The organism is Streptomyces sp. DSM 15324, from assembly GCF_001514285.1.
In the GTDB taxonomy this organism is placed as follows: domain Bacteria; phylum Actinomycetota; class Actinomycetes; order Streptomycetales; family Streptomycetaceae; genus Streptomyces.
Window position 1 is genome coordinate 90,418 of record NZ_KQ949040.1, and the last position, 16,190, is coordinate 106,607.

General features: G+C 72.6%; 17 protein-coding genes. 10 read left to right on the top strand and 7 right to left on the bottom strand.

The window, feature by feature from the left end; all coding sequences use genetic code 11:
• Window positions 1–70: 70 nt before the first annotated feature.
• The 5 genes from AQJ58_RS38105 to AQJ58_RS38125 all read right to left on the bottom strand — a co-directional run bounded on the left by AQJ58_RS38105 (window position 71) and on the right by AQJ58_RS38125 (window position 2,151).
• On the bottom strand, window positions 71–514 hold the full coding sequence (locus tag AQJ58_RS38105; protein ID WP_067258948.1) for an iron chaperone: 444 nt from the start codon (window positions 512–514) through the stop codon (window positions 71–73).
• Window positions 511–789 (bottom strand): helix-turn-helix domain-containing protein, encoded by a 279-nt coding sequence (locus AQJ58_RS38110; protein ID WP_324613860.1) that lies wholly within the window; start codon window positions 787–789, stop codon window positions 511–513. The genes AQJ58_RS38105 and AQJ58_RS38110 overlap by 4 nt, the downstream gene beginning before the upstream one ends.
• Before the next feature lie 28 nt (window positions 790–817).
• Window positions 818–1,228: a VOC family protein gene (locus AQJ58_RS38115; RefSeq protein ID WP_067258950.1), complete on the bottom strand. Its 411-nt coding sequence runs from the start codon at window positions 1,226–1,228 to the stop codon at window positions 818–820.
• Window positions 1,229–1,316: 88 nt separating this feature from the next.
• Entirely contained in the window at window positions 1,317–1,709 is a 393-nt protein-coding gene (locus AQJ58_RS38120) for a winged helix-turn-helix transcriptional regulator (protein ID WP_199844785.1), read from the bottom strand.
• A 199-nt stretch (window positions 1,710–1,908) separates the two neighbouring features.
• Window positions 1,909–2,151 carry a hypothetical protein gene (locus tag AQJ58_RS38125; protein ID WP_067258951.1) on the bottom strand — a complete coding sequence of 81 codons (243 nt, stop codon included), beginning with the start codon at window positions 2,149–2,151 and terminating at the stop codon, window positions 1,909–1,911.
• A gap of 39 nt (window positions 2,152–2,190) precedes the next feature.
• On the opposite strand from AQJ58_RS38125, the gene AQJ58_RS38130 reads away from it, so the two are divergent.
• Window positions 2,191–3,075 (top strand): glycerophosphodiester phosphodiesterase, encoded by an 885-nt coding sequence (locus tag AQJ58_RS38130; protein WP_067258953.1) that lies wholly within the window; start codon window positions 2,191–2,193, stop codon window positions 3,073–3,075.
• Window positions 3,076–3,110: 35 nt separating this feature from the next.
• On the opposite strand, the gene AQJ58_RS38135 is transcribed toward AQJ58_RS38130, so the two are convergent.
• Window positions 3,111–3,728, bottom strand: coding sequence for a phosphoribosylanthranilate isomerase (locus AQJ58_RS38135; RefSeq protein WP_067258955.1), 618 nt, complete (start codon window positions 3,726–3,728; stop codon window positions 3,111–3,113).
• A 138-nt stretch (window positions 3,729–3,866) separates the two neighbouring features.
• Here AQJ58_RS38135 and AQJ58_RS38140 point away from each other — a divergent pair, with 138 nt between their 5' ends.
• Both AQJ58_RS38140 and AQJ58_RS38145 read left to right on the top strand, forming a co-directional pair.
• Window positions 3,867–4,073, top strand: a complete 207-nt coding sequence (locus AQJ58_RS38140) for a DUF4287 domain-containing protein (RefSeq protein WP_067258957.1) — start codon at window positions 3,867–3,869, stop codon at window positions 4,071–4,073.
• Window positions 4,074–4,139: 66 nt separating this feature from the next.
• Window positions 4,140–4,553: a VOC family protein gene (locus AQJ58_RS38145; RefSeq protein WP_067258958.1), complete on the top strand. Its 414-nt coding sequence runs from the start codon at window positions 4,140–4,142 to the stop codon at window positions 4,551–4,553.
• On the opposite strand, the gene AQJ58_RS38150 is transcribed toward AQJ58_RS38145, so the two are convergent.
• Window positions 4,550–5,131 (bottom strand): ALF repeat-containing protein, encoded by a 582-nt coding sequence (locus tag AQJ58_RS38150; protein ID WP_067258960.1) that lies wholly within the window; start codon window positions 5,129–5,131, stop codon window positions 4,550–4,552. The genes AQJ58_RS38145 and AQJ58_RS38150 overlap by 4 nt on opposite strands.
• 129 nt (window positions 5,132–5,260) lie before the next feature.
• On the opposite strand from AQJ58_RS38150, the gene AQJ58_RS38155 reads away from it, so the two are divergent.
• From AQJ58_RS38155 to AQJ58_RS38185, 7 genes are all read left to right on the top strand, one after another.
• Window positions 5,261–6,328, top strand: coding sequence for a PucR family transcriptional regulator (locus AQJ58_RS38155; protein WP_107122255.1), 1,068 nt, complete (start codon window positions 5,261–5,263; stop codon window positions 6,326–6,328).
• Window positions 6,329–6,487: 159 nt separating this feature from the next.
• The gene (pstC, locus tag AQJ58_RS38160) at window positions 6,488–7,507 is read left to right on the top strand and encodes a phosphate ABC transporter permease subunit PstC (RefSeq protein WP_067258962.1); all 1,020 of its coding nucleotides are present in this window, start codon (window positions 6,488–6,490) and stop codon (window positions 7,505–7,507) included.
• A 1-nt stretch (window position 7,508) separates the two neighbouring features.
• On the top strand, window positions 7,509–8,792 hold the full coding sequence (gene pstA, locus AQJ58_RS38165; RefSeq protein ID WP_067258964.1) for a phosphate ABC transporter permease PstA: 1,284 nt from the start codon (window positions 7,509–7,511) through the stop codon (window positions 8,790–8,792).
• Window positions 8,789–10,450, top strand: a complete 1,662-nt coding sequence (locus AQJ58_RS45575; RefSeq protein ID WP_067258966.1) for a phosphate ABC transporter substrate-binding protein PstS — start codon at window positions 8,789–8,791, stop codon at window positions 10,448–10,450. The genes pstA and AQJ58_RS45575 overlap by 4 nt, the downstream gene beginning before the upstream one ends.
• Window positions 10,447–13,065, top strand: coding sequence for a hypothetical protein (locus AQJ58_RS38175; RefSeq protein ID WP_067258968.1), 2,619 nt, complete (start codon window positions 10,447–10,449; stop codon window positions 13,063–13,065). Before AQJ58_RS45575 ends, AQJ58_RS38175 begins: the two co-directional genes overlap by 4 nt.
• A 133-nt stretch (window positions 13,066–13,198) precedes the next feature.
• Entirely contained in the window at window positions 13,199–15,175 is a 1,977-nt protein-coding gene (locus tag AQJ58_RS38180; protein ID WP_067258970.1) for an Ig-like domain repeat protein, read from the top strand.
• Between the two features lie 122 nt (window positions 15,176–15,297).
• Window positions 15,298–16,188 (top strand): sortase, encoded by an 891-nt coding sequence (locus AQJ58_RS38185; protein ID WP_067258971.1) that lies wholly within the window; start codon window positions 15,298–15,300, stop codon window positions 16,186–16,188.
• Window positions 16,189–16,190 lie beyond the last annotated feature (2 nt).

Sequence of the window (16,190 nt, forward strand, 5' to 3'; positions counted from 1 at the left end):
GGCGATCTCCGCCTGAGTGAGACCGTTCGCGACCAGCCGTACGGCGTCCGTCCGCGGACACCGGCGTCCCTCAGCCCACCGCCCGCCTGATGAGCGCGCCGATCAGCTCCTCGTCGGCGGCGGTCGGCTCGGTCAGGGCGAAGGCGGTGGGCCACATGCCGCCGTCGTCGAGGCGCGCCGCGTCGTTGAAGCCGAGCGTGGCGTAGCGGGACTTGAACTTGTGCGCGCTCTGGAAGAAGCAGACGACCTTGCCGTCCCGGGCGTACGCCGGCATGCCGTACCAGAGCTTCGGCACAAGCCCCGGCGCCTGCGCCCGGACGAGCGCGTGGATCCGCTCGGCGAGGGCCCGGTCCGCCTCCGGCATCTCCGCGATCTTCGCGAGGACCTCGCCCTCCGTGTCCGCCTTGGCACCGCGCGAGCCGCGCCGCGTGGCCGTCTTCAGTTCCTTCGCGCGCTCCTTCATCGCGGCGCGTTCCTCTTCGGTGAACCCTTCGTGCCGACGGGTCTCGCTCATGACCGGTCTCCTTTCCCGGGCGCCCGAAGGAGCCCGGCGGCCGTCGCGCGCTCGGCGCGACGTTTCAGCAGGTAGGCGTACGGCGACGCACCGTACGCGAGGGTGAACTCACGGCTCAGCAGGCCGGCCGGCATGTCCGCGGCCACGGCGAGCGCGAGGACGTCCAGCGGTCGCGCGTACTCCCGGTCGATCCGGTCCCGGACCCGGCGCAGCCGCGCGAGGTCGCTCAGGCGCCGCGCCGCGAGCAGCGCGTGTCGCCATCCCGGGTGACACATGGCGGAACCCCCCTTCCCCGGGTGCGGCTCAGCGGAGTTCCTGGATGCGGATCAGATTCCCCGCGGGGTCGCGGAAGGCGCAGTCGCGGATCCCGTACGGCTGCTCGGTCGGCTCCTGGACGACCTCGGCGCCCTGGGCGGTGACCTTCTCGAAGGTGCCGTCGAGGTCCGGGGTGGCCAGCAGGATCCACCCGTAGGTGCCCTTGGCCATCATCTCGGCGATGGTGCGCCGCTCGGCCTCGGTGACGCCGGGGTCGGCGGCGGGCGGGGCCAGCAGGATGGACGTTCCGGGCTGCCCGGCGGGGCCGACCGTGATCCAGCGCATCTTGCCCTGTCCCACGTCACTGCGGACCTCGAAGCCGAGGACGTCGCGGTAGAACGCCAGCGACGCGTCCGGGTCGTCGTGCGGGAGGAAGGTCGTGTGAATGGTGATGTCCATGACTCTCACGCTAGCCGCGGCCCGGCGGGGGGCGCTTCTCCGAATCTGACCGATCGGCGCACCCGTGGTCGCAACGCGGCTCGGAGCGTCAGGCCTTCGCCGCGTCGTACTCCTCGCGGGCCTTCTCGATGGCGGCCATCCGCAGGTCCGTCCAGTGCGCGAGGGCGCGGACCTGTTCGGCGGCCTCGCGGCCGAGGTCCGTGAGGGAGTAGTCGACGCGGGGCGGGATCACGGGCTTGGCGTCGCGGTGGACCATGCCGTCACGTTCCAGGGTCTGGAGGGTCTGGGTCAGCATCTTCTCGCTGACCCGTCCGATCTCCCGGCGCAGTTCGCTGAAGCGGTACGGGCGGTCGAGCAGCGCGATCAGGACGAGAGTGCCCCAGCGGCTGGTGAGGTGCTCCAGGGCGCCGCGCTGCGGGCACATCGCGTCCCCGCCGGCGAGCCGCAGTCGGTCCCGGGGCGCCGTCTCGGTAGCTGCCATGCCTCCACCTTACGGCCGTTGCGTCCCGGTCCGGCAGCGCCGGTGCGGGCGGCTGCGCGGCGCCGGGCCGCCTCGAACGGACCAGCAAGAATCGGCTCCGGGCTCGCGGCGCGGCCAGACTCGGACGCGAAGGGGCCCGGGGCCGGGCATCCGTCCGCGGTGATCGGGCGGGGGCTCATCGTCCCCACTTCCTCACCTCTCACCCCCTCTCCCCTTCGCTCCCTTTCGTTCCCTTTCGTTCCCTCTTCCCCCTCTCCCTGTCCCTCTCCGGGCGCCGACGCGCGTCCGGGACGGGCACGGGCGCGTCGACGCGCGTCCGGGGCCGGTTCCGGAGGTCGTCGAGATCGTCGAGATCGTCGAGATCGTCGAGATCGTCGAAGTCATCGAAGTCGTCGAGATCGTCCGCGAGTCGGTCACTGCACCACCCCACCACCCCCACCACCCCTGCCGTCCCCCAGCGGGGCCGGCGAAAGGAACCCCCATGCGCGCAAGCACCGCAGCCGCGACCGCCGTCGCCCTCGGCACGACCGCCCTCCTGCTCGCCCCGACGGCCGTCCCGGCCGCAACGGCCGCCGCTGCCGCCGACAACCGCCCGCGGATCAGCGGCCATCGCGGCGCCGCCGGGTACGCGCCCGAGAACACCCTGCCGTCCTTCGACGCGGCCGACGCGCTCGGCATCGACTGGGTGGAGACCGATGTGCAGCGCACCAGGGACGGTGAGCTGATCCTGCTGCACGACCGGGACCTCAGGCGGACGACGGACGTCGAGTCGGTGTTCCCGTCCCGCGCGGACCATCCGGTCGGCGACTTCACGGCGGCCGAACTGGCCCGTCTGGACGCGGGGAGCTGGATGGGGGCCCGGTTCGCGGGCACCCGTATCCCGACGCTGGCCCGGACCCTCGACCGGCTGGACCGCAACGGCCAGAGCCTGCTGCTGGAGATCAAGCAGCCCGATCTGCATCCGGGAATCGAGGACGACATCCTCGGCGTGCTCGGCCGCAAGGGCTGGCTGGACGGCGGCCATGTCGACCACCGGCTGATCGTCATGAGCTTCGGTACGAACGCCGTGCGGACGATCCACCGCAAACGCCCGGAGCTGAAGACGTCCGTGCTGGTCAGTGCCCGGCCGACGGCCGCGGCCCTGCGCGGGTACGCGACCTACGCCGACCAGGTCAACCCCGACTACCGGCGGGTCTCCGGCGACTTCGTGGCCGCCGTGCACGCGCTCAAGGGCGCGCACGGCAAGCCGCTGGAGACCATCCCCTGGGTGATCAACACCGCGTCGGCGGCGCGCACGGTCGCCGGATGGGGAGCGGACGGCATGACGAGCGACCTCCCGGACGTGGCCGCCAGAGCCCTCGACTGACGCTCCCGGACTCCCGGACTCCCGGACTCCCGCCCTCAGCCGCCGCGAGCCGCCTTGACGAAGGCGGTGATGAGGGCGGGGTCCTTGACGCCCCGGCTGCTCTCCACCCCGCTGGAGACGTCGACGCCCCAGGGCCGGGTGGCGGCGACGGCGTCCCGGACGTTGTCCGGGGTGAGCCCGCCGGCGAGCAGCCACTTCTCCCCGGCGGCGGCCGGGGTCCAGCGGGACCAGTCCCAGGCGACCCCGGACCCCGGCACCGGCGCGTCGAGCAGGAGCAGGTCCTCGCCCAGTTCCCCCCGGCGCGGCACGGAGTCGCCGAAGGCGGCCGCCCGGATCAGCGTCCAGCCGCCGGTGGCGAGTGATGCGTAGTAGCCCCGGTCCTCCGGGCCGTGCAGCTGGACGGCCCGGATGCCGGACTCGACGGCCACGGACCGTACGTCGTCGAGGGGTTCGGCGCGGAACACGCCGACGGTCAGGATGTGCGCGGGCACCCGCCGGGCGAGCCGTGCGGCCGTGGCGGCGTCGATCCGGCGGGGGCTGGCGGAGAACACGAACCCGATGGCGTCGGCTCCCGCCTCGACGGCCGTGTCGACGTCCCGCTCGGTGCTCAGACCGCAGATCTTGACGAAAAGGGGGTCACTGGAGTTGCTCACGGACCCCAGCCTGCCGCATCGGGGCCGATCACCGCGGCATCCGAATGTGACACAGGTCACACGTCAGAGTCCGATGACTTCACCCGGACCCCCAGGTCCCCACCCATGACACCACCGACCCCCGACGGGAGCGCCACCATGACCGCCGCCGCAGCCAAGGGCCCCGCCTCCTACTTCCCGTCCATCGAGAAGAAGTACGGCCGGCCGATCGCAGAATGGAAGGACCTCATCCGCTCCTCGCCGCTGACCCGGCACATGGAGCTGGTGAACTGGCTGAAGTCCGAGCACGGACTGGGACACGGCCACGCCAACGCCCTCGTCGCCGACACACTCGCGGAACGCTAGGCTCCACACGGCGATCATTCGCCCCTTTTGACCACTTCTGCCCCCTCTCGCACCCAGGAGGTTGCGATGGCCTCGCGACTCAACCCCTACCTCAGCTTCAACGGCGACGCCCGGACGGCGCTGGAGTACTACAAGGACGTCTTCGGTGGCACGCTGAGGCTGAGCACCTTCGGCGAGTTCGGCCAGGCGGACACCCCGCAGGCGGACCAGATCATGCACGGCATGCTGGAGTCCCCCAACGGCTTCACCCTCATGGGAGCCGACACCCCGCCGGGGATGGACTACCGCCCCAGCGGCAACGTCTCCGTGAGCGTGAGCGGCGACGACGAGGCCGAACTGCGCGGCTACTGGGAGAAGCTGTCCGCCGGGGCCGAGGTGTCCGTCCCGCTGGACAAGCAGATGTGGGGCGACGTCTTCGGCATGTGCACGGACCGCTTCGGCATCACCTGGCTCGTCAACATCACCCAGCAGCAGTCCTAGACCTGGTACTGGCCGACCTCCAGGAAGTGACGCAGTTCCTCCGGGGTGCCGTTCAGGGCGGTCTGGGCCGCCGCGCGCAGGGCCGCGCTGATGTCGGTCCGCGCGAGGATCTTCGCGACGGCGACCCGGTCGTCCTCGGCCCGGGCGAGCCGGTAGCCGGAGGCGAGGAAGGCCGCCCGGTCCGCCGCAGTGCCGTCGAGCGCCCTCCCGGCCTCCCTCCGCACCGCCTTGCCGCTCTCCGGCGCGGCCAGCAGCCGCGCGATCGCCACCCGGTTGTCCTCGTCCCGCGCGAGCGCGAGACCCGTCTTCAGGAAGGCGCGCAGATCATCGGCGGTGCCGTCGAGCGCCCTCCCGGCCTCCCGCCGCACCGCCTTGCCCGCGCTGTCGTCGGCGAGGACGCGCGCGACCGCGATCCGCAGCTCCTCCTCCGTCATCGAGTCGTACGGCGACGCGTCCCCGGCGGTGGTGGAAGCGGCCGTCGCCGCTGTCGCCGTGGTCGCGAAGGACGGCGAGGCGAGCAGCAGGGCCGGGGTCAGCGCGCCCACGGCAAGGGCGAGCGCCGCACGGTTGGCTCTCATTGTCGTTCCCCCATGATTGATTGGCTTGGTGCCGGCGCAACGATCCTCCAGAATCGAACGGCGCCGCGCACTGCGCGGACCGGGCAATCTTGACCGCCGGTTCGTTGCCGGAACACGAACGCGGGGGGCGTGGTGGCGGGGGAGATTCCCGAGCAGTACCTGGACGGCTACACGCGGCTGCTGACGGAGGTCACGGCCACCGGCCGCCGGCTGAGCCGGGCCGAGCTGGAGTCACGGCGCGCCCTCGGCGAACGGGCCGCCGAGGCCGGTCACGGCCTGCGCGCCCTGGTCAGCGCCCATCTGGCCGCCGCCCGCTCGGTCCCGCCCGGCCCCACCCGCACCACGGGCTCCGCCGACACCACCCTGGCCGCCGTACACCAGGTGATAGACGCCCTGGCCGAGGGGTACGAACGGGCCGGGCGGCTCGCGGTGCGGCGGGAGGAGGCGGCCCGCCGGGAGTTCATCGACGACCTGCTCTACGGCCGCAGCGACCTCGGCCGCCTCGCGCAGCGCGCCGAACGCTTCGGTCTGAGCCTGTCGCACACCCACGCCGTCGCCGTCGCCCGGGGCCCCGCCGCCTACGACGACGGCGACCCGGTGCCCCGGGCGGTGGAGCGCGCGCTGCTCGCCCGTTTCGGTGACCGTGACGTGCTGCTGACCACCAAGGACGGGCTGCTGGTGTGTGTGGCCCCCGGCCACCGGGACGAGGTCCTGCCCGCCTTCGCCCGGCGGGCGCGGGCCGCGACCGGCGGCGGGCAGGTGGCGATCGGCCGCCCGCAGCCGGGCCCCGGCGGGGTCGTCCAGTCCTACGAGGAGGCGCTCAACTCCCTGGAACTCGCCGGGCGGCTGGGCCTGGCCGACCCGGTGCTGCGCGCCGCCGACCTGCTCGTCTACCAGGTCCTGACCCGCGACCGGCAGGCGATGGCCGACCTGGTCCAGGCGGTCCTCGCCCCGCTGACCAGCGCCCGCGGCGGCGCCGAACCCCAACTCGCCACGCTCACCGCCTACTTCGACTCCGGCTGCGTCGCGGCCCAGGCCGCCCGCCGGCTGTCGCTGAGCGTGCGGGCCCTGACGTACCGGCTGGACCGGATCCGGCGGCTCACCGGCGTCGACCCCACCGACGCCGCCCACCGCTACACCCTCCAGACCGCCGTCATCGGCGCCCGTCTCCTGGACTGGCCGGCCCAGCCGCTCTGACCGACGCCCCCACAGCCGGCCCACGAAAACGACATGAACGGTTCACATCATGTCCACATCCGGCGGGTTGAGGGGAAAGAAACCGGCCATTGACTCTCCCCGCGCGCCTCGAACACGAAGCCGTATGGGGAGAACACCGTTTCCTTTAGGGGGACCGCAGTGGCGTCCGCAGTGGAGGTTTCCGGCGCGCCGGAGCCCGACAGACCCGTTCCTCGACGGCTGCACACGGCCCGGGACCTCGGTGACCGGATCTTCCGGTACCAGCTGACGGCCACCGGTGTCACCGTCCTCGCCATCATGGCGGCCGTGGGCCTGTTCCTGCTGCTGAGGGCCGGTCAGGCCCTCGGCGCCCGGGGGTTCGGCTTCCTCACCACCGCGGCCTGGCAGCCGGACGTCCACAACTTCGGGATCGCGGCCGTGCTCACCGGCACCCTGCTGATCGCCGTCGTCGCGGTGACGATCTCCGTACCGCTGGCCGTCGGGACCGCGCTGTTCATCTCCGACGTGGCCCCGCGCGGGCTGCGCCGCACCCTCGTCACCATGGTCGACCTGATGGCGGCCGTCCCCTCGGTGGTCTACGGCCTGTGGGGGCTGTTCTTCCTCCAGCAGCACGTGATCGGCCTGTCGCGCTGGCTGTCGACCTGGTTCGGCTGGATCCCGCTGTTCGCCGTCAACGGCACCCGGCCCGGCGAGCCGCTCGCCTCGGACAGCGTCTACACCGCCTCCACCTTCGTCGCCGGGATCGTCGTCGCGCTGATGGTCGCGCCGATCCAGTGCTCGGTAATGCGGGAGGTGTTCGCCCAGGCGCCGGCGGGCGAACGGGAGGGCGCCTACGCGCTCGGCGCCACCCGCTGGGGCATGATCCGCGCGGTCGTCCTGCCGTACGGCAAGGGCGGCATCATCGGCGGCACGATGCTCGGCCTCGGCCGGGCGCTCGGCGAGACCATCGCCGTCTACCTGATCATCTCGCCGGTCTTCACCATCCAGCCGCACATCCTCCAGACCGGCTCGAACTCGGTCTCCTCGCTGATCGCCCTGCACTACGGCGACGCCTCCACCTTCGGCATGTCGGCGCTGATGGCAGCGGGCCTGGCGCTGTTCCTGCTCACCCTGGCGGTCAACTTCACCGCCTCCTCCATCGTGGCCCGCTCCCGGTCCGGCGCACAGAGCGAGGCATGAGATGACCGTCGTGGACCACGCCCCCGCCCAGCCGGCCGAGGCCGGCACCGGGGCCACCGCCCCGGCCCCGGAACTCCCGGACGTACCGCGCCGCATCGGCGGCCTGACCCGCTCCGGAGTCCTCTCCCTCGCCGGAGCCGCGGCCTCCGGACTGTGCGTCGCCGTCCTGCTGTTCGGCGAGATCGCCCCGTTCTCCGGCAGCCTCGGCTTCACCGTCACCGCGTACGCCGCCTTCCTCGCCGTCTACGCCGTCCTCACGGCGCTGGAGGAGGACGGCCAGGCGGTACGCGACCGGGTGATGACGGTCGTCCTGTGGACGGCGGCCGGGCTCCTCTTCAGCGCGCTCGTCCTGGTCGTCGGCTTCACCGCCTGGCGGGGCCGCGAGGCGCTCCCGCACGGCAACTTCTTCACCCAGGACATGCAGGCGGCCGGCCCGCTCGACCCGCTGTCCCACGGCGGCATCGCCCACGCGATGCTCGGCACCCTGATCATGATCGCCATCGCGCTCACCATCACGGTCCCGCTGGGCCTGGCCTGCGCGGTGTACCTCAACCAGATCCCCGGCCGCTTCTCCCGGTTCGTACGCACCATCGTCGAGGCGATGACCGCGCTGCCCTCGATCGTCGCCGGCCTCATGGTGTACGCCGTCTGGATCCTCGGCCTCGGCATGCAGAAGTCGGGCCTGGCGGCGGGCTTCGCGATCAGCGTGATGATGCTGCCGATCGTGATCCGCGCCTCGGACGTGGTCCTGCGCCTGGTCCCCGGCACCCTCACGGAGGCGGCGGAGGCCCTCGGCGCCCCCCGCTGGCGGACCGTGTGGCACGTCGTCCTGCCGACGGCCCGCTCGGGCCTCGCCACGGCGGTCATCCTCGGCACCGCGCGCGGTATCGGCGAGACCTCCCCGGTCCTGCTGACCGCCGGCTTCACGGCCGCCCTGAACGCCGACCCGACGAACGGCCCGATGGTCTCCCTCCCGCTGGCCGTCTTCAACTTCGTCAAGTCCCCCGAGCCCACGATGATCGCCCGCGGTTTCGGCTCGGCGGCGGTCCTGATGGCCATCGTCCTGATCCTCTTCGCGATCGCCCGCGTGATCGGCGGCAGGGGTCCGGGCCACCAGACGAAACGCCAGGCACGCAGAACGGCGCGAGCGTCCCGCCGCGACGCCGAAAGATTCGCCGGCATCACCCACCTCAGGGGCGCGGGACCGTACCCGTCCGCGGCTTTGCCGCAGGGCGCGACCAGCTCCGACGAACCCGCATCCGACAACGGAGACAGCGACCGATGATCACCGCCCTCAGACGGCTCGGCATCCTGGCCGCACTCATAGGCATCCTCGGCGCCCTCACCGGCGCCCCCGCCCAGGCCGACACCTACACGCCCATCGCCGGCGCCGGCTCGACCTGGGCCGAGAACGCGGTCGACGAATGGCGCAGGGCCGTCAACCAGTACGGCATGCGCATCAGCTACGCCGGCACCGGTTCGTCGGACGGCCGCCGCCAGTTCCTCTCCGGCACCGTCGACTTCGCCGTCTCCGACATCCCGTTCCAGACCAACCCCACCGACGGCAGCGCGGCCGAACGCCCCGCGCAGGGGTCGTACGCCTACATGCCGATCGTCGCCGGCGGCACCGTCTTCATGTACCACCTGACGGTCAACGGCAAGCGGGTCACCAACCTCCGCCTCTCCGGCGACGTCGTCACGAAGATCTTCACGGGGGCCGTGAAGACCTGGGACGACCCGGTGATCAAGGCGGACAACCCGGGACTCCAGCTCCCGCACCGCCCGATCGTGCCCGTGGTCCGCTCCGACGGCTCCGGCTCGACCGCCCAGTTCACGATGTGGATGGCCAACCAGCACAAGGCACTGTGGCAGGCGTACTGCGCCAGGGTCGGCCGCTCGGGGGCGTGCGGGCAGACCTCGTACTACCCGACGGTCTCGGGCATGATCGCCCAGTCCGGTGACCTCGGGGTCGCCGGGTACGTCGCCCAGAACTACGGCGAGGGCGCGATCGGTTACGTCAACTACTCCTACGCCCTCAACGCGCACTATCCGGTCGCCAAGGTCCTCAACCACGCCGGCTACTACACCGAGCCCACCCCGCAGAACGTGGCGGTCTCGCTGCTCAAGGCGAAGATCAACACGAACCGGAACTCCGCCGACTACCTCACCCAGCAGCTCGACGGCGTCTACAACGACAGCGACCGGCGCAACTACCCGCTGTCCAGCTACTCGTACATGATCCTGCCGCTGAAGGTGCAGGGCACCTTCACCAAGGCCAAGGGCAAGACGCTCGGCGCGTTCTCCTACTACTTCATGTGCCAGGGCCAGCAGCAGGCACCCGACCTCGGCTACTCACCGCTGCCGATCAACCTGGTGCAGGCGGGCTTCGCCCAGATCCGCCGGATCCCCGGTGTGCAGGCGCAGAACATCAACATCCGCAACTGCAACAACCCGACCTTCACCACCAACGGCCGCAACAAGCTGGCCGAGACCGCGCCCTACCCGAAGGACTGCGACAAGAAGGGCGCCGCGCCCTGCACCACCGGCAGTGGCGGCGCCAAGGCGACCGGCGCGGACGGCGGTGCGGGCGGGGCGGCCGGCGGCTCGACCGGTGGCGCCGCGGGCGCCTCGGGCGGAACGGCCGCCGGCGGCGGCACGGGCGCGTCCGGCTCCGCCGGGCAGCCGTCCGTCGACCCCGACACCGGCCAGACCCTGAGCCCGGGCGGCGGCACGGCGAACGGCTCCGGCGGCGGTACGGCCACCACCGCCGACGGCACGGTCGCCCTCGCCCAGCCCGTCGCGATCGCCGGGCACACCGGCTGGACCTCCACCCAGACGCTGATGCTGCTCGCCGCGTTCCTCGTCCTCGCCCTGATCCTGCTGCCCTCGCTGGTCTCCCGGCTGCTGCGCGGCGGCGGCTCCTCGAACGGGGGCACGCGATGAACGCCGTACGCCGGACCCTTCTGCGTCTCGTCGCCGGTGCCGCCGTGGGCGCCCTCGCCGGGCTCGCGGTCGCCCAGGCCGCCCCGCCCGCGACCGCGGCCCCCTCCTCGTCCTCGTCCTCCGCCGTCACCGTCTCCGGGCGCGGCGAGTTCCGGGACATGAGGTTCACGGTCTCCCAGACCGCCGACCTCACCAGCCAGGCCGTCACCGTCTCCTGGAGCGGCGGCACCCCGAGCACCTTCGCGGGCACCCTGTTCGACACGGACTTCGTGCAGATCATGCAGTGCTGGGGCGACGACGACGGCACGGTCCCCGCCAACCCGGGCCCCTCGCGCACCCAGTGCCAGTACGGGGCCTCGCCGACCACGGACCGGGGCAGCTGGCCCGGCAACGACTACGACGACACCCGCCGGGTCTTCTACAGCGCCGAGCCCACCAACTACGGCCAGGACGACCGCTACGGCGCCACCAACCCCAACGCCCCGGGCGAGGTGCCGTTCAAGCCGGTCAGCGGCGCCACCGTCACCTCCAACACCCAGAACAACCCCTACTTCAACCGCAACACCACCAACGAGATCGACTTCGCCCGCACCGGCGCCGACGGCACCGGCAAGGAGTTCTTCGAGGTGCAGACCGCCAACGAGGCCCCGCACCTCGGCTGCGGCGTCGTCGTCAAGACGGACGGCGTGTCCCGGCCGCGCAGCTGCTGGCTGGTGATCGTCCCGCAGGGCCACCTCGACCTCGACGGCAAGCCGTACGCGGACCACAGCCAGGTCAACGCGGGCTCCCCGGTCTCCTCCACCAACTGGAAGAACCGCGTCGCGATCCCGCTGCACTTCAACCCGGTCGGCACCAACTGCGCCCTCGGCTCCGACGAACGGGCCACCACCGGCAGTGAACTGGCCGCCGACGCCATGACGAGCTGGCAGACCGCCCTGTGCGCCACCGGAAAGGTCTACGGCTACACCGAACTCGGCGAACCCGACACCCGCGCCCGCCTCGGCAACGACGGCTCCTCCGGACTCGCCTTCACCACCCGCGCGCTGGGCGCCGACGCGGGCACGAGCGCCCCGGACGACCCCACCGTCTACGCACCCACCGCGCTCTCCGGCACCGTCATCGGCTTCACCATCGAACGCAGACCGAAGGCCACCGCCTCCCAGGCCACGCAGAGACTCGCCGGGAGCAAGATCGAGTCAATCGACCTCAACCCGCGTCTGGTGGCCAAGCTGCTCACCGAGTCCTACCGCAACTCGCCCTGGGGAGCGGTCATCGGTTCCACCGCCGCCCAGGGCTACGGCTGGGCGAGGAACAACCCGGCCGGCCTCGCGAGCGACCCCGAGTTCATCGCACTCAACCCGGAGTTCGCGGAGCTGTCGGTCGCCGAGACCCCGGCCACCGACACCGACCTGCTGACGTCGCTCGGCCACTCCGACTCGGCCCGCGCGGTGTGGCAGTGGATCGTCGCCGACAAGGACGCCCGGGGCTTCCTCGCGGGGGTGTCCGACGACTGGGGCATGCGGGTCAACCCGTACTTCACCACCAACACGGACCTCAACCCGACCGGATTCGCCTTCGACCCGGCGAACACCGACACCTACCCCAAGAGCGACCCGTGGTGCACGATCCCGCCGGGCACCGGCGCCACCGAGAAGCAGTGCATGATCGACTTCCACCCGTACGTGGCGGACATGCACGCCGGCGCGCTGCACACCCTGCGCACCGACAGCCTGTGGAAGGCGAGCTGGGACCCGCTGGCCAGCCCGCCGGCGTACAAGAACTCGGGCCCGCAGACCGTCGGCTCCCGGTTCATGATCACCATCACGGACGCGGCCTCCGCCGCCCGGTACGGACTGCGCACCGCGCGCCTGCTCAACGCCGCCGGCACCTACGTCGCCCCCAGCGGCGTCACCCTGACCGCCGCCGCGGCGAGCGCCACCGGCAAGAGCGCCCCCGAGATCAGCCCCGCCAAGGCCACCGCGAAGGACGCCTACCCGCTCGCCCAGCTGGTCTACGCGGCCGTACGCCCCGCGAAGCTCGACGCCGCCGCCCGCAAGGACTACGCGACCCTGCTGCGGTACGCGGCCGGCACCGGGCAGACCACGGGCGCCGACCCGGGCCTGCTCCCGGCCGGATACGCCCCGCTGACGCGGACGCTGCGCACCCGGACCACCCGGGCCGCCGACGCGCTCCTGCACTACAAGGCCCCCGCCACGGGGAGCGGCGACGGATCGGCCGCGGGCGGCGGCTCCGGCGGCTCCACGACCACGGGCGGCACCACCGGTGACCTCTCCGGCGGCACGGCGGGCGGCACCACCACCGGCGGTGCCGGCGCGAGCGCCAGTGCCACCCCGAGCAGTGCGGCCTCCTACGACGGCGGCAAGGCCGTATCGACCACCGCCTCCGGCGCCACGCCCGCCGACCCCGCGAACCCGCTGCGCTACGCCGTGCCCGTCGGGGCCGCCCTCGGCGCCGTGGCGGGGGTGGGCGCGCCCTTCGCGGGCGGCGGCCGGCTGCGCCTGCCGCTGCGGCTGCCGCTCCCCGGCGGCCGCACGGTGACGGTCGTACCGGAACTCGCCCTGCCCGAACGGCTGCGGAGACTCCTGCGGCCCTGAGCGCCCCCTCGGGCGGCGCTCCCCACGGACGGCCGCCCGCCCCGAAGGACAGTCGGGGCGGACGGCCCGCACCACCCTGCCAGATCGATCCACCTGTTTCTCCACCCCTTTCGCACAGTCACGGAGACTCTCCATGCGCAGAACGCGCTCCACGGCCGCGCTCGTCGCCGCCGCAGTGGTGGCCGGCGGTGTGGCTCTCGCGAGCCCGGCGTACGCCGACCCCACCCCCGCCGGGACCTTCCGCCAGCTGGTCGGCGTGGGCTCCGACACCACCCAGGACGTGCTCAACGCCCTCGCCGGCGACACCGTGGGCGGCAAGGACTACTCCGGAACCGCCGTGAAGTCGGCGACCGGCGCGGGCATCGCCTCCTACGACGCGATCGGCTCGTCGACGATCCAGACCCGCTCGGGCGGTGCGTCCTTCAACCGCCCGAACGGCTCCGGAGCGGGCCGCACGGCGCTGAGCATGTCCCTCACCGGTGACAAGTTCCCCAACAACAACGGTGTCGCCATCAGCGGCCAGGTCGACTTCGCCCGCTCCTCCAGCGGTCCGAGCTTCTCCGGCAACGCCCTCACCTACATCCCGTTCGCGCGGGACGCGGTCGGCATCGCGGTCCGCGGCTCCGGCCTGGACTCGCTGACGTCCCAGCAGCTGTTCGACATCTACAAGGCCAACGGCACGCGCGTCCTGGGCGGCCAGACCCTGCACCCGGTCCTGCCGCAGACCAACTCCGGCACCCGCAAGTTCTTCCTTCAGGCCATCGGTCTGACCGAGGACACCGTCGACACCAGCCTGCCGACCGTCCAGGAGAACCAGGCGAACACGGCCCTCACCCAGGACGGCTCGCTCGTGCCGTTCTCCGTGGGCAGCTGGATCGCGCAGAACAACGGCATCGCCCCCGACTACAGCTCCACCGCGGTCGCCGCGGGCGCGCACCTGGCCAGCGTCCAGCTGCCGGGCGACACGGGCGGCGTCACCAGCCCGATCACCACGGTCGACGGCAAGCTCGCCCCGGTTCCCCACTACTACGAGAACTCCACCTTCGGCCGGGACGTCTACAACGTCGTCCCGAGCCGCGCGATCGACACGAGCAGCGTCTTCTTCGACAAGGACCTCTACGACGTCTTCGTCACCAGCGGCGACCACGAGGCGGCCCTCGCCTCCGAGAACGCCGAGAAGGTCATCGCGGCCTTCGGCTTCCTGAACGAGTCGTACAACGGCTCGATCAACCTGGCCAAGCACGCCAAGGTCGGCGGTCTGGAGATCAAGGGCCTGACCACGCCCGGCGCGCCCGTGCTCCAGGCCACCGTGGGCGACGCGAGCGTCAACCTGACCTGGACCGCGCCGGTCCCGGCCCCCGCGCAGCCCGTCACCGACTACCGCGTCACCCTGAAGGACGCGGACGGCGGCGTCGTCGCCACGAAGGACGTGCCGGCGAGCACCACCTCGTACTCCTTCACCGGCCTGGCCACCGGCACCTACACCGCCACCGTCGCCGCCGCCACCGTCGTCGGCACCGGCGCGGAGGCCACCTGGACCGGCGCGCTCAAGTACGCCAGCACCGTCAAGGCGACCGCCGCGGCCACCGCGTACGGAAGGACGCCGAAGGTCGTCGTCACCGTCACCGGCTCGCACTCGGTCACCCCGGCCGGCCCGGTGACCGTGAAGGAGGGCACCACCACCCTCGGCACCGGCACCCTCAGCGGCGGCACGGTCACCCTCGCTCTGTCGAACCACCTCAAGGTCGGCACGCACAGCCTGACCGTGTCCTACGGCGGCAGCACCCAGCTGAACGCGTCCTCGGCCGCGGTCTCCCTGAAGATCACCAAGGCGACGCCGTCGGTCGCGACCACCGCCCCGGCCTCCGTGGCCCACACCGCCCGCGCCAAGGCCACCGTCAAGGTCACCGCCACCGGCACCACGCCCACCGGCACCGTCCGGATCTACGAGGGCACCCGGGTGATCGCCACCGGCACCCTGAGCGGCGGCAAGGTCACCGTCACGCTGCCCCGGCTGACCCGGGGCCGCCACACCCTGCACGCGAGCTACCTGGGCTCCTCGACGGTGAACGCCAAGAACGGCGCGAACTTCGTCATCAGGTCCACCTGATCCGGGGTCCTCGCGACCCCTCCGGAGCCCGGCGGCCGGGGAGACCACTGAGGGAGTGTCTCCCCGGCCGACCGGCCCCACCCCCGTACGCACACCCCTGTCTGTGAAGGAGGCGGGCCGCCGTGACGGTCGCCGTACCCTTGACGCCCTCCCGCGTCCGCAGCGTCACCGCCGTCCGTCATCTCGCCCGCGGCGGCCTGCTCGGCCTGGCCGCCCTGCTGCTCGGCATCACCGCACAGCTGCTGGTCATCAGCGGCGCACAGGAACACTCCGCACAGCACGCGGCCTTCGACGAGCTGCGCAACCAGCTCGCCCTCGGCACCGCCCCGGTCGCCCAGACCGACCAGGACGGCCGGCTGCTCGCCCCCGGCACGCCGGTCGCGATCGTCGACGTCCCCAGCCTGGGGACGACCCAGGTCGTCCTGGAGGGCACCGACTCCTCCGTCCTCACCGACGGCCCCGGCCACCGCCGGGACACGCCCATGCCCGGCCAGGCCGGCACCAGCGTCCTGATGGGCCGCGCCGCCGCCTACGGCGGACCCTTCAGCGGGCTGTCCTCCCTCGCGGCCGGCGACACGTTCACTGTGACCACCGGCCAGGGCAAGGCGACGTACCAGGTCAGCGGCGTACGACGGGCCGGTGACCCGGCGCCCGCACCGCTCGCCGCCGGCAAGGGACGGCTGGTCCTGGTCACCGCCACCGGCTCCCCCTTCGTCCCGTCCGGAGTCCTGCGCGTGGACGCCGACCTGACGTCCACGCCCTTCCCGACCCCGGCCGCCGTGATCCGCTCCGGCACGCTCCCCGCGTCCGAGGAGCCGCTGGCCCGGCCCGACGGGGTGCCCTGGCCGCTGGTGATGTGGCTCCAGGCGCTGCTGCTCGCCGCGGTGGCCGCGGTCTGGGCCTGGCACCGGTGGGGCCGCCACCAGACCTGGATCGTCTTCGCCCCGGTCGTCGCGGTGCTCGGCCTCCAGGTCGCCACCCGCACCACCGAGCTCCTGCCCAATCTGCTGTGAGG

What these genes read in the sequence shown, in the direction of transcription:
- AQJ58_RS38105 (WP_067258948.1), bottom strand. Translation starts at nt 514, where the DNA reads ATGAGCGAGACCCGTCGGCACGAAGGGTTCACCGAAGAGGAACGCGCC.
- AQJ58_RS38110 (WP_324613860.1), bottom strand. Translation starts at nt 789, where the DNA reads ATGTGTCACCCGGGATGGCGACACGCGCTGCTCGCGGCGCGGCGCCTG.
- AQJ58_RS38115 (WP_067258950.1), bottom strand. Translation starts at nt 1,228, where the DNA reads ATGGACATCACCATTCACACGACCTTCCTCCCGCACGACGACCCGGAC.
- AQJ58_RS38120 (WP_199844785.1), bottom strand. Translation starts at nt 1,709, where the DNA reads ATGGCAGCTACCGAGACGGCGCCCCGGGACCGACTGCGGCTCGCCGGC.
- AQJ58_RS38130 (WP_067258953.1), top strand. Translation starts at nt 2,191, where the DNA reads ATGCGCGCAAGCACCGCAGCCGCGACCGCCGTCGCCCTCGGCACGACC.
- AQJ58_RS38140 (WP_067258957.1), top strand. Translation starts at nt 3,867, where the DNA reads ATGACCGCCGCCGCAGCCAAGGGCCCCGCCTCCTACTTCCCGTCCATC.
- AQJ58_RS38145 (WP_067258958.1), top strand. Translation starts at nt 4,140, where the DNA reads ATGGCCTCGCGACTCAACCCCTACCTCAGCTTCAACGGCGACGCCCGG.
- AQJ58_RS38150 (WP_067258960.1), bottom strand. Translation starts at nt 5,131, where the DNA reads ATGAGAGCCAACCGTGCGGCGCTCGCCCTTGCCGTGGGCGCGCTGACC.
- pstA (WP_067258964.1), top strand. Translation starts at nt 7,509, where the DNA reads ATGACCGTCGTGGACCACGCCCCCGCCCAGCCGGCCGAGGCCGGCACC.
- AQJ58_RS45575 (WP_067258966.1), top strand. Translation starts at nt 8,789, where the DNA reads ATGATCACCGCCCTCAGACGGCTCGGCATCCTGGCCGCACTCATAGGC.
- AQJ58_RS38175 (WP_067258968.1), top strand. Translation starts at nt 10,447, where the DNA reads ATGAACGCCGTACGCCGGACCCTTCTGCGTCTCGTCGCCGGTGCCGCC.
- AQJ58_RS38180 (WP_067258970.1), top strand. Translation starts at nt 13,199, where the DNA reads ATGCGCAGAACGCGCTCCACGGCCGCGCTCGTCGCCGCCGCAGTGGTG.